Consider the following 11,704-nt stretch of genomic DNA (forward strand, 5'->3'; position numbering starts at 1 on the left):
TATGGAAAGTGTAATGCAAGTTCGTGTTACGGGAATTTTAATTGAAGATGAAAAAGTATTGCTAGTAAAGCAAAAAGTTGCTAATCGCAATTGGTCTTTACCTGGGGGAAGGGTAGAGAATGGTGAAACGTTAGAAGAAGCGATGATTCGAGAAATGAGAGAAGAAACAGGATTAGAAGTTAAAATTAAGAATCTACTCTATGTTTGTGATAAACCAGATGCTAGTCCATCTTTATTACATATTACGTTTCTGCTTGAAAGGATTGAAGGTGAAATTACGCTACCTTCTAATGAGTTTGATTATAATCCAATTCAAGATGTGCAAATGGTACCGATTAAAGATTTAAGTCAATATGGTTTTTCGGAAACTTTTATAACTCTTATAAGTGAAGGTTTTGCAAGTGCATGGAGTTATCAAGGCTTGAAACAAAATATAGGTTTGTAAATATAGTTGAAGGATAGCAGTTAGCTATCCTTCATAAACATGTTTTACACTTCTGACTGTAAAGAAGAAACAAGTTGATTTAAAAATTCGTCCCCGGTCATAACCGCTTTTCCGCCACCGCGAGCACTCTTTTTATTTCCGCCACCTTTTCCTTCAATTGTAGGAAGTGCCTCTTTTAAAAGAGCATTCATATCGAGCGTGACTGTTTTTCCACAAGCGAGGATGCATTGTAGTTTGTCCTCATTTTCAATAACGAAATATGTAATGGCATGCTCTTGTTGTTCTGTAATAATGGCAGAAAGCTTTGCGATTTCTTGCATAGAACGATTATTAAATACTTTAGAAATAAGTATGCCGGTATGTTTTTCTGAAGGCTGTTGAAGTAGTTCGTTTGCCTCTGCAAATAATAATTTTTCATTCATTGTTTGTATTGTTTTTTCATTTTCTTTTTGAGAAGTAAGAAGTTGTGCTACTTTTGCTGGGATATCACTCTCGCTACTGTTTAATTGTTTAGAAACATCTTTCATAATTTGTTGTTGTTGGCCCATTAAATTTAGTGTGCGCCAACCAGCGATAAACGTTAATCGTATGCCACCTTTATTGCGCTCCCACCCTAGTACTTGAATAGGACCTACTTCACCTGTACGTTTCGGATGCGTTCCGCCACAGCCGTTGTAGTCGAAGTTTTCAATTATAACAACACGTATATTTTCTGTTATAGTCGGTTCTTTACGAAGGGGGAATGTTTTCGCTTTTTCTAAGTTCATCCACTCGATGCGGATGGGATGGTTTTCAAAAACAATTTTGTTTGCAATTTGTACTGCTTTTTCAACCGTTTCTGTATGAAGATTTTCTGTTTCTAAATCAATTGTTACCGTTTCTTTTCCAAGGTGGAATCCAATCGTAGGTATGTTAAAATGGTCCCAAAAAGCAGCAGATAAAATGTGCTGAGCCGCATGTTGCTGCATATGATCAAAACGGCGCTCCCAATTAATTTTACCTTCTACTTCTTCAGTATGTAATTGTTCTACAATGAAGTGATGAATTTCTCCATTTATCTCTTCTACATTGATTACATCGATATCATTTAATGTACCAGTATCATATGGTTGTCCGCCCCCTGTTGGATAAAATGCCGTTTCGTTTAAAATAACGTATAAGTTACCGTCTTTATCATAATCTTGTTTTATAACTTTTGTAGTAAAGTCTTGCTTATAAGCGTCAGTGTAATATAATTTTTGCTCCAATTTTCTTTCCCCTTTCGTTTTCACTAGTTTCATTGTAAAGCAATTGAAATTAGTTTCCTAATATTTCAGAAGAAAGAAACTATTTTTAGAATTTTCTTGCTATAATAAGAAGAAAATGCGGGGGTGGAATGAATATGTTATATGAAAACGGCGTAGATAAACTGCTTAGTTTAAGTAAAAATATTTCTGAATTGTATCGAGAATTAAATGAAATGACCCGGATTTTAACGGACTGTAATCGAGAAAGTGTGAAGTTTGATCGGTTATATGTAAAAGAGGTACTGTGGAAGAGAGAAGATGTAATAGAGAAATATGACCAGCTACTTGTGCAACTTTGTATAAATGAATGCTTTGATCTAAAAAGTGTCATTACAGGGGAATATAAGTATACATATGAAGAAGTAGAAAATATCGTTTTACAATTTAATGAGAAGTATAATGTCACAATTTTAATTAAAGATGTTTGTAAAGAATTACAGTTTACATATGGCATAGATATGGATATAACGAGAACAGCTCGAGTATCAACAGCTCAAGTATAAAAAGGGAAAAGAAAGCAGATCCTTTGCTTTCTTTTTTTATGTAAGAACGGGGAGAGTAGGTTTAGTGATGAAGGGGAAGTTACAAAATATTCATCCGTTAGGAATGACAATTATAATAGGGACTTTATTTTCGAGGTTTGCCACGTCAATGAGTATTCCTTTTTTAGCAATTTATTTAACGACTGTTAAAGGTGTATCAGCTGGAATGACGGGTGCTATTATCGGAACGAGTGCACTTGTTGGAGTGTTTGCTAGTTTTATTGGAGGGAATTTATCGGATCGATTCGGTCGAAACATGATTATAATATGGTCCATGATTGTTTGGGTGTTTGTATTTATAGGCTTTTCGTTTGCAAATCATGTTTTAAGTTTCTTTTTATTAAATGCTTTAAATGGATTATGTCGGTCTTTTTTTGAACCGACTTCAAGAGCATTATTATCAGATTTAACGAAACCAGAGTATCGTTTACTCGTATATAATTTGCGTTACGGTGCAATCAATGTTGGAGTGGCGATTGGCCCTCTTGTCGGATTACAGATTGGAAGCGCAAAATCAACAATTCCTTTTTTAGTAGCAGCTGGAGTATATATTCTATATACAGCTATATTAGCGTTCCAATTTAAGAAGTATCCAATTGAAAAAAAGAAAGTAAATACAGAAAAGCCTGTCACAATGTTGAATGCAGTTCGTATATTGCGAAAGGATGTCGTATTTTTAGTTGCATTAGTCGGTATTATTTTGAGTAATTGTGGTTTTTCTCACTTAACGACAACAGTATCTCAATATTTTGCAAATGCACATATATTTCAGGATGGAGTGACATTGTTTTCGTATATGTTAGCTTTAAATGCGATTGTTGTAGTCGTAATTCAATACCCTGTTATTCAAATATGTAAAAAGTATACACCGTTAGTATCTATTATGGTGGGAACCTTATTTGTGAGCGGAGGATTGTTTGGGTTTGGAATAGTAGAATCTACGCTAAGTGCTGCCGTCTGCACAATTATTTTTACAATTGGAGAAGTTCTCATGTTTTCAATGACGGATGTGTTTATAGATGATATAGCTGTTTCACATTTGAAAGGAACATATTTTGGAGCGATGGGATTTTCAGGAATTGGAGCAGTAATTGGTCCATGGCTTGGGGGCGTACTTCTCGATTATTACGGATATCAAAATGGGTTTGTAGTATTTTCAGTATTAGCTATATTTTCAACTGTAGCATTTCCTGTACTGTTAGTTACAAAAGGTTTATTGAAAAAAAGGCATGATAGAAATTGTAATTTAGAATTACATGTGAAATAAAATAAGCCCCCAGCAGATGACTGGGGCTTATTTTTGTATTTATCCCGCATTAACGGGCAGTAAGAACCCCCACCTAAAAATTCAGCGAAAGCAAAGAAGTTAGGTGGGGGATCAACTGCCCGTAAAAGCCCGATTGGTTCAACTAATATCAGTGGGGGATGAAGCCCCACTGATGAAATTTTCACTTTATCCCGCTATTTGCGGACAGTAAAACTCCTATTGATTACAGTTTTACTTTATTTTACTTCTCACTTTGAAAAAGAACTTTTTCTTCATGTTTATTAGCAACTTCATTTTTGGAAATATGAATGGCTAAATATCCATTCTCTAAGCAGGCTAGCATCTTCTTGTAAATAATAGTAGCGGGTAAAGGAATGATCCGCTGCAAAGAAATGTTTTCATGAAGTATGCAAATGTTTAGGCCTGTCTCCATCTTTTTAATGACTACATTTTGTTCGGATACATTTGGTACATCTGTTTCCAAAATGTACTCTTGTTCAGTTTCGCAAAGGTCAATATGAATTTGATTTGGGAAACTAAAGTTACTACAAGAATCAGAACAAAATTGATCCATCCATTCTTCGAAACCATCAACATGAAAAAGACAATCCTTCTTTTTCTTGCCCATGTAAGACACCCTCCGTAAAATCTCAATTCATACTATGTTATGCATGAATGAAGTGGGGGTGAAGAATAAATGGAAAAATATAAACATTGTATGTGACAAAGGTAGCTAGTGTGAACCTTTTGTTTTACATATCATGATGTGCATGATTTTTTTGGCGTGAATGGTTACGGTTTTTTACTTTATGCGATCCGCTTAATGGTTCAGGTTGTCCCTTTTTTTCTTTCGCTTCACGATTGTTTTTTCCCATTGTATGTGACACCTCCTCTTTCTCTTTAGAATGAGAGAAGTTTGCAAATTTATACGAGAATGTTTTTAGAAAAAAAGGTAAAGATAAATGGGACTAACTATTATGGAAAGGGGATTATATAATGCCATATCATAAAGATAAACAACAAGCTTTTCAAGCAGCGCAGCAAGGAGTTACACAAGCAGAACATGCATTTAACAACATTGTAAAAAATGATCCAAACTACGGTCATGATCTAAAAGAATTACGCCAAGAGGTTCAGGAAGCGTATGAACAGATTCAAAATGCGTTAGAAGTAGCTTCAGAAACACAACGTCCACAACTTGAGCAATACGAAAATAATCTCCAAAACATTATGCGAAATGTAGATCAGTTAGAAAAGTAAATGAGGTTGTTGTGTATTCGACACCCTCCTACTTTAATGAACATTATGCTAAAACAGAAAATTTTTTTAGTGGTTTTTTCTTTATTATGCGCAGTACATATATTTCAAGTGGAAAAAGTGGAAGCGAAAATGTTGCTCAGAAAAGAGCTAGAACCAACTGGCTATGTAACATGGGAAGTACCTAATAATGAAAAGATTATTGCCATTACATTTGATGATGGACCAGATCCGACTTATACAACACAAATTTTACATTTATTACGTCAATATAAAGCAGAAGCGACTTTTTTTATGATTGGATTTCGAGTTCAGCGTAATCCATATTTAGTGAAACAAGTGTTAAAAGAGGGACATGAAATTGGAAATCATACGATGAACCATTTGTATGCGAGTAATTCATCAGATGAAAAATTAGAAAATGATATTTTAGATGGAAAGAAATTTTTTAAAAAATGGGTGAAAGAACCTTTACTATTCCGTCCTCCTGGCGGATATATTAACGATGCTGTATTTAAAACAGCGAAAGAAGCAGGTTATCAAACTGTTCTATGGTCGTGGCATCAAGATCCACGTGATTGGGCGAATCCAGGGGTTGAATCCATTGTAAATCATGTAGTGAAAAATGCTAAAAGTGGAGATATCGTATTATTACATGATGGAGGAAATGATCGTAGTCAAACAGTAGCAGCGCTAGCAAAAATTTTACCTGAGCTGAAAAAACAAGGATATCGATTTGTAACGGTTTCGGAATTACTACGTTATAAACATTAGAAAAAATCCCAAAAGGAAAATATGCCTTTTGGGATTTTTCGTTACTGGTTCTTTTTACGTTTTTTATTATTTTGTCGCTCTGCTGGAGTTAAAGGTTCGTTTGCAAATTCTTCATTGTAACCAGTTCCTTGTCCTTGTGCAGATGCAGCATTCATTCCTGAAATAGTATGATTTGCTTTTCTTTTACCCATTTTATTTCACCTCTATAATATTTTTTGTATGTTGAATGATGAGCAGTTCATAGTATGTATGAACTGTAAGTAAAGCACTAATAGAGCACTTTACTTTATGGTAATAGTATTCATAAGGAGCGTGAACACTATTCAAATTTAGAAACATAAAGAAAACTTATGATAATCTATAAGTTTCTTATTATTTACTTATTTAGAAAGTTGTAATAAGATATTATCGTAAGGTATTGAAAAGTTTGTCTACATTTTATATTCAGACAACTTAGCCACGTTTAACAGGGGGGAAACATAATGGTCAAACATAATCCATTTCAATCACGTGCAACTTTTGAAGTAGATGGAAAAACGTATCATTATTATGATTTGAAAGCGCTTGAAAATACAGGGGTTGGCAACGTATCTCAATTACCATATTCCGTGAAAGTTTTACTTGAATCAGTACTTCGTCAAGTAGACGGACGTGTAATTACAGAAGAACATGTTACAAATTTAGCGAAATGGGGAACGAAAGATGTGCAAGATATCGATGTTCCATTTAAACCATCTCGTGTAATTTTACAAGATTTCACTGGTGTTCCAGCTGTTGTAGATTTGGCTTCGCTTCGTAAAGCAATGGCAGATATGGGCGGGGATCCTGATAAAATTAATCCGGAAATTACTGTAGACCTTGTAATTGATCACTCTGTACAGGTTGATAGAGCGGGTACGGCAGACGCGCTTGCATTCAACATGGACTTAGAGTTTAAACGTAATGAAGAACGTTATAAATTTTTAAGCTGGGCACAAAAATCATTTGATAACTATCGCGCAGTGCCACCAGCTACAGGTATTGTACACCAAGTAAACCTTGAATATTTAGCACCAGTTGTTCATGCTGTGAAAAATGCTGAAGGTGACTTAGTTGCATACCCAGATTCATTAGTTGGAACAGACTCACATACAACAATGATTAACGGTATCGGCGTTCTTGGATGGGGCGTTGGTGGTATTGAAGCAGAAGCGGGAATGCTTGGACAGCCTTCATACTTCCCAGTACCTGAAGTAATCGGTGTGAAATTAACTGGTACACTTCCAAGTGGTACTACAGCAACTGACGTTGCATTAAAAGTAACACAAGTATTACGTCAAAAAGGTGTAGTTGGTAAATTCGTTGAGTTCTTCGGTAATGGACTAAAAAGCATGCCTTTAGCTGACCGTGCAACAATTTCAAACATGGCACCAGAATACGGTGCAACTTGTGGATTCTTCCCAATTGACGATATTTCATTAGAATACTTACGTTTAACAGGTAGAGATGAAGAGCAAATTCGCATTGTTGAAGAATACTGTAAAGCAAATGGTTTATTCTATACAGCAGACAGCAAAGATCCAATTTACACTGATCTTGTTGAAATTGATTTAAATACAATCGAATCTAACCTTTCTGGACCGAAACGCCCACAAGATTTAATTCCACTTTCAGATATGAAAGATGCGTTCCATAAAGCTGTTGTAGCACCAGTTGGAACACAAGGACTTGGATTTAATGAGCAAGAGTTCGATAAAGAAGTGAAGGTTACATTAGAAGATAAAGAAGTAACGATGAAAACAGGTGCAATTGCAATCGCTGCAATTACAAGCTGTACAAATACATCAAACCCATACGTATTAATTGGGGCAGGTCTAGTTGCGAAGAAAGCAATTGAAAAAGGGCTTGTAGTACCTGAGTACGTAAAAACATCATTAGCACCAGGATCTAAAGTTGTTACTGAATACTTAGATAAATCAGGTTTAACAACATATTTAGATCAATTAGGTTTCCAAACAGTTGGTTACGGCTGTACGACTTGTATCGGTAACTCTGGTCCGTTAGCAGAGGAATTAGAAGAAGCAATCGCAGCAAACGATTTATTAGTAACATCTGTTTTATCTGGTAACCGTAACTTCGAAGGTCGTATTCATCCACTTGTAAAAGCAAACTACTTAGCATCACCACCACTTGTTGTGGCATATGCACTTGCAGGTACTGTTGATATTGACTTGAAAAATGATGCAATCGGTAAAGATGCAAATGGCAATGCTGTTTACTTCAACGACATTTGGCCATCAGCTAAAGAAATTGAAGATGTAGTTCAAAACGTTGTTACATCTGAACTGTTCAAGAAAGAATATGCACAAGTATTTAACAGCAATGAGCGCTGGAATGAAATCCAAACTTCAAATGAAGCTTTATATACTTGGGATAATGATTCAACATATATTCAAAACCCACCGTTCTTTGAAGGATTATCTAAAGAGCCAGGTGAAGTTGAAACGTTATCAGATTTACGCATAGTTGGTAAATTTGGAGACTCTGTAACGACAGACCATATTTCACCAGCAGGTTCAATCGGTAAGCATACACCAGCAGGACGCTACTTATTAGAAAACGGCGTACAACCTGTTGACTTTAACTCTTACGGTTCTCGTCGTGGTAACCACGAAGTTATGATGCGTGGTACATTCGCGAACATCCGTATTAAAAACCAAATCGCACCAGGAACAGAAGGCGGATACACAACATATTGGCCAACTGGTGAAGTAACATCAATCTATGATGCTGCTATGAAATATAAAGAAGATGGCACAGGTCTTCTAGTTGTTGCTGGTAAAGATTACGGTATGGGAAGTTCTCGTGACTGGGCTGCGAAAGGTACAAACTTATTAGGTATTAAAGCAGTAATCGCAGAAAGCTTCGAGCGTATTCACCGTAGTAACTTAGTATTAATGGGTGTATTACCACTTCAATTTAAAGATGGCGAAAGCGCTGAAACGTTAGGCCTTGTTGGTAATGAGTCATTTGAAATTCAAATTGACAAAACAGTTAGACCACGCAATCTTGTAAAAGTAGTTGCAACTGATGCAGATGGCAACGAAAAACAATTTGAAGTAGTAGCTCGTTTCGATAGTGAAGTAGAAATTGACTACTACCGTCACGGTGGTATCTTACAAATGGTTCTTCGTGAGAAAATTGAAGAGTCAAAAGTTTCGAACTAAATAATTGAAATGAACGATAAGGAAGCTAACAACTGTTAGCTTCCTTATTTTATGGAAAGGGATGAAACCATTTGGTTTCATCCCTTTCTTTTTACTATAAAAATGGAGGGAACATCATGAAAGAATATTGTTACCGTTACAGAAAGAAAAATTATTAGTAATAGCAGCTGTATGTAGTGGATGCTTTGCTGCTATTTTAAATTTATCTCGTCCACTATTCATGGGATTAATTGTAGATAACCTTATTCAACGAGAGTTAAAGGAGGCGTATCTTTACATTACTTTGTTTGCAGCTAGCCGCTTGTTGATGTGGGTGAACAATCTTTCATTTGATTATGTAAGTTCAAAAGCGAGTCAGCGAATATTACGAGAGAAGCGTATAGATGTATTGCGTCATTTCTTCTCATTACCGTTTGAAGAGAGTGAGAAAATTAAACAAGGAGAGTTAGAGACGTTAGTTGTGTCTGATATTCCAAACTGGATCAGATTATATGGGTCCATATTAATAGAATATATACACGCCATTGCACAATTTATAGGTGCGTTCATAGCACTACAACATATAGATATACAGTTCATATTGTGGGTAACTCCGTTTTTATTTTTTAGTGCAACGGTTCCGATGGTGATGGGGAAAAAGGTAAGAAATATTGCAAGCATTGCTCAAAACAATCAATCAAGTGTTGTAGAGATGGTGTCACAGTTTGTAAAAGGAGCACAAGATTTACGGAGTTTGCAAAAAGAAAAATGGGCCATTCGCTTATTTAAGGGAGTAACGGCACAGTCTTATAAATCGGAAGTAAAGAAGACGATGATGCAACACTGCATTGGAGTAGTTGGAACAGTGATTGAAACAGGAGCATATATCGTTGTTCTCATTATAGGCGCGCAGAAAATAATGAAAGGGGAAATGGAAGTTGGCTCGATTGTTGCAGTATTAGCCACAATTGAAATGCTCTTTTTTCCAGTCCGCTACGTGGGCGATTTATTAATGATGACACAAGTTGCAGTTGCTTCGGCAAATAGAGTTTTTTCCTTTTTAGATAAACGAGTGGCAAATAGTAATCTAGAAAGAGCGATGGGGATGACAGTAACAAATGTTTCATTTCAGGAGAATGATGAAGAGAAATGCAGAATTCATAATATTGATTTGCAAATTAATCCAGGTGAACTCGTTATTATTGTAGGAGAAAGTGGAGCAGGAAAAACAACGCTTTTAAAATTAATGACAGGGTTGTATAAACCATCTAATGGTCACATTGTTTATTATGGTGATGAGGCTCGTATGACTACAGTGTGGCAAGAACCTCGTTTCTTTCGGACGACAGTAAAAGAGAATATGTATTTCGGTGAAGAGTATATAGAACACCAGTTAGAAAAAAATATTGAACTTGTAAATGTGAAGCCGATAATTAGAGATTTATCGGAAGGGATTCAAACTGTACTACATAAAAGTGGTGAAGAATTTTCGGGAGGAGAAAGAAAACGTTTTGCATTATTGCGAGCAATTGGTTCAAATCCGAATCTTATTATTTTAGATGAACCAACTGCAGGATTAGATCCGAGCAATCAAGAAACTGTTTGGAATATGATAGAAGGATTAGGAAGAGATGTAACGCGAATTGTGGCAACACATGATGTAGAGAAAGCGATACTAGCAGATCTTGTTGTTATAATGAGAGAAGGCAGTATTGTGGCATGTGGAAGTCCTGAAAAATTAATAAATAGTCATTCGTTTTTACAGAGATATGAATAAAGATAAGAGCACTGTTCTTATCTTTATTCAGCGTCATTTATTTGATACTCGATCGATTCGGAGTGATTCAGATCAACGTTAAAAGTAGCAGTCATAAGGAAAGTTGCAATTCCGAGAATTAAGAAAAGGACGAATGAGACTAGAGAGACGTAGAGACAAATACGCCCTACTTTCTTTTTTTCAAGGTCTTTACTAAAGAGTGAAATGATCCATGTAATAATGCCGATTGGGTATAAAAGAAAACTAAGAATATATAATGTTATTTTTTCGAATGAATTCATAAACAATCCCCCTTTTGTTGAAGGTTATATAAGAAAGTAAAAAGGTGAATGGGTCCATAAGGAGATAAGAAACACGTCATCTGTTTTTCTAATTATATGATAAAAAGGAAAAAATTCCATTTTAAATAAGAATATTCTAATTATTTTGACTGTGAATATTTCCAAGCTTGTCCGTATAAGCTAAAATAAGGTATATAGTATTTGGGTAATTAGGTTAATAAGAAGATAAATACGTTAGGGTGATATAAAATGTGGCGGAAGCTTACGATTATTGTAGTGTTACTTTGTTTAGCGGGATATGCAGCTTATGAACAGTTTGGTAAAAAAGATCAGGCGGTACAAGGGGAGCAAGAAAAAAGTGAAGCTGCTATGAAAGAGATGATTGCAAGTAATGGTATCGAAATAGGGAAGAGTGCGCCAAACTTTGAATTAACGAAGTTAGATGGAACGAATGTAAAGTTATCAGATTTGAAAGGAAAGAAAGTGATTTTAAACTTTTGGGCAACGTGGTGTGGACCTTGCCAGCAAGAAATGCCGGATATGGAGGCTTTCTATAAAGAACATAAAGAAAATGTAGAAATTTTAGCAATAAATTATACGCCTTCAGAAAAGGGTGGGGGAGTAGAAAAGGTAAGCAATTTTGCGAAAGAAAAAGGAATTACTTTTCCTATTTTATTGGACAAGAACATTGATGTGACAACAGCGTATAAAGTAATTACGATTCCAACTTCGTATTTTATAGATACGAAAGGTGTCATTCAAGATAAGTTTATTGGACCGATGACGCAAAAAGAGATGGAGAAACGGATTGCTAAATTAAAATAACGGTGAAAAGGTAGAGGTGGAAAGTTACCATTTCTGCCTTTTCTTTTTCACGTAGTGATAGCAGC

Annotated in this window: 13 protein-coding genes; 8 read left to right on the top strand and 5 right to left on the bottom strand. The window is 35.6% G+C overall.

Annotated features, from left to right (window positions below):
* Position 1 precedes the first annotated feature (1 nt).
* Positions 2–445, top strand: a complete 444-nt coding sequence (locus MNO09_RS11980; protein WP_000446730.1) for an NUDIX hydrolase — start codon at positions 2–4, stop codon at positions 443–445.
* A gap of 44 nt (positions 446–489) precedes the next feature.
* On the opposite strand, the gene MNO09_RS11985 is transcribed toward MNO09_RS11980, so the two are convergent.
* Positions 490–1,692 carry an alanyl-tRNA editing protein gene (locus MNO09_RS11985; protein ID WP_176373184.1) on the bottom strand — a complete coding sequence of 401 codons (1,203 nt, stop codon included), beginning with the start codon at positions 1,690–1,692 and terminating at the stop codon, positions 490–492.
* A gap of 134 nt (positions 1,693–1,826) precedes the next feature.
* On the opposite strand from MNO09_RS11985, the gene MNO09_RS11990 reads away from it, so the two are divergent.
* Both MNO09_RS11990 and MNO09_RS11995 read left to right on the top strand, forming a co-directional pair.
* Positions 1,827–2,234 (top strand): hypothetical protein, encoded by a 408-nt coding sequence (locus tag MNO09_RS11990; protein WP_000965144.1) that lies wholly within the window; start codon positions 1,827–1,829, stop codon positions 2,232–2,234.
* Between the two features lie 67 nt (positions 2,235–2,301).
* A complete protein-coding gene (locus MNO09_RS11995) occupies positions 2,302–3,540 on the top strand; it encodes an MDR family MFS transporter (protein ID WP_002203589.1) in 1,239 nt (412 codons plus the stop codon).
* A 241-nt stretch (positions 3,541–3,781) separates the two neighbouring features.
* Here the strand turns inward: MNO09_RS11995 and MNO09_RS12000 are convergent, their stop codons facing one another.
* Positions 3,782–4,168, bottom strand: a complete 387-nt coding sequence (locus MNO09_RS12000) for an Hsp20/alpha crystallin family protein (protein WP_000516734.1) — start codon at positions 4,166–4,168, stop codon at positions 3,782–3,784.
* A 124-nt stretch (positions 4,169–4,292) separates the two neighbouring features.
* Positions 4,293–4,415 (bottom strand): small acid-soluble spore protein P, encoded by a 123-nt coding sequence (locus MNO09_RS12005; protein WP_000517650.1) that lies wholly within the window; start codon positions 4,413–4,415, stop codon positions 4,293–4,295.
* 121 nt (positions 4,416–4,536) lie between these two features.
* Here MNO09_RS12005 and MNO09_RS12010 point away from each other — a divergent pair, with 121 nt between their 5' ends.
* Together MNO09_RS12010 and pdaB are read left to right on the top strand one after the other, a co-directional pair.
* Positions 4,537–4,800, top strand: a complete 264-nt coding sequence (locus tag MNO09_RS12010; protein ID WP_001146292.1) for a hypothetical protein — start codon at positions 4,537–4,539, stop codon at positions 4,798–4,800.
* A 45-nt stretch (positions 4,801–4,845) separates the two neighbouring features.
* Positions 4,846–5,571, top strand: a complete 726-nt coding sequence (gene pdaB / locus MNO09_RS12015; RefSeq protein ID WP_096001630.1) for a polysaccharide deacetylase family sporulation protein PdaB — start codon at positions 4,846–4,848, stop codon at positions 5,569–5,571.
* A 41-nt stretch (positions 5,572–5,612) separates the two neighbouring features.
* Here the strand turns inward: pdaB and sspO are convergent, their stop codons facing one another.
* A complete protein-coding gene (gene sspO, locus MNO09_RS12020) occupies positions 5,613–5,762 on the bottom strand; it encodes a small acid-soluble spore protein SspO (protein ID WP_000518057.1) in 150 nt (49 codons plus the stop codon).
* A gap of 291 nt (positions 5,763–6,053) precedes the next feature.
* On the opposite strand from sspO, the gene acnA reads away from it, so the two are divergent.
* Both acnA and MNO09_RS12030 read left to right on the top strand, forming a co-directional pair.
* Positions 6,054–8,777 carry an aconitate hydratase AcnA gene (gene acnA / locus MNO09_RS12025; protein WP_088107047.1) on the top strand — a complete coding sequence of 908 codons (2,724 nt, stop codon included), beginning with the start codon at positions 6,054–6,056 and terminating at the stop codon, positions 8,775–8,777.
* Positions 8,778–8,904: 127 nt separating this feature from the next.
* Positions 8,905–10,533 (top strand): ABC transporter ATP-binding protein, encoded by a 1,629-nt coding sequence (locus tag MNO09_RS12030; protein ID WP_000937168.1) that lies wholly within the window; start codon positions 8,905–8,907, stop codon positions 10,531–10,533.
* Positions 10,534–10,556: 23 nt separating this feature from the next.
* On the opposite strand, the gene MNO09_RS12035 is transcribed toward MNO09_RS12030, so the two are convergent.
* The gene (locus tag MNO09_RS12035) at positions 10,557–10,814 is read right to left on the bottom strand and encodes a hypothetical protein (RefSeq protein WP_001083871.1); all 258 of its coding nucleotides are present in this window, start codon (positions 10,812–10,814) and stop codon (positions 10,557–10,559) included.
* Between the two features lie 249 nt (positions 10,815–11,063).
* On the opposite strand from MNO09_RS12035, the gene MNO09_RS12040 reads away from it, so the two are divergent.
* Positions 11,064–11,639: a TlpA family protein disulfide reductase gene (locus MNO09_RS12040; RefSeq protein WP_000269060.1), complete on the top strand. Its 576-nt coding sequence runs from the start codon at positions 11,064–11,066 to the stop codon at positions 11,637–11,639.
* Positions 11,640–11,704 lie beyond the last annotated feature (65 nt).

This window comes from Bacillus sp. N5-665, from assembly GCF_022637375.2.
GTDB classification, from domain to species: Bacteria; Bacillota; Bacilli; order Bacillales; family Bacillaceae_G; genus Bacillus_A; species Bacillus_A wiedmannii.

Coding starts and splice junctions, on each gene's coding strand:
- MNO09_RS11980 (WP_000446730.1), top strand. CDS start 2: ATGGAAAGTGTAATGCAAGTTCGTGTTACGGGAATTTTAATTGAAGAT.
- MNO09_RS11990 (WP_000965144.1), top strand. CDS start 1,827: ATGTTATATGAAAACGGCGTAGATAAACTGCTTAGTTTAAGTAAAAAT.
- MNO09_RS11995 (WP_002203589.1), top strand. CDS start 2,302: ATGAAGGGGAAGTTACAAAATATTCATCCGTTAGGAATGACAATTATA.
- MNO09_RS12000 (WP_000516734.1), bottom strand. CDS start 4,168: ATGGGCAAGAAAAAGAAGGATTGTCTTTTTCATGTTGATGGTTTCGAA.
- MNO09_RS12005 (WP_000517650.1), bottom strand. CDS start 4,415: ATGGGAAAAAACAATCGTGAAGCGAAAGAAAAAAAGGGACAACCTGAA.
- MNO09_RS12010 (WP_001146292.1), top strand. CDS start 4,537: ATGCCATATCATAAAGATAAACAACAAGCTTTTCAAGCAGCGCAGCAA.
- pdaB (WP_096001630.1), top strand. CDS start 4,846: ATGCTAAAACAGAAAATTTTTTTAGTGGTTTTTTCTTTATTATGCGCA.
- sspO (WP_000518057.1), bottom strand. CDS start 5,762: ATGGGTAAAAGAAAAGCAAATCATACTATTTCAGGAATGAATGCTGCA.
- acnA (WP_088107047.1), top strand. CDS start 6,054: ATGGTCAAACATAATCCATTTCAATCACGTGCAACTTTTGAAGTAGAT.
- MNO09_RS12035 (WP_001083871.1), bottom strand. CDS start 10,814: ATGAATTCATTCGAAAAAATAACATTATATATTCTTAGTTTTCTTTTA.
- MNO09_RS12040 (WP_000269060.1), top strand. CDS start 11,064: ATGTGGCGGAAGCTTACGATTATTGTAGTGTTACTTTGTTTAGCGGGA.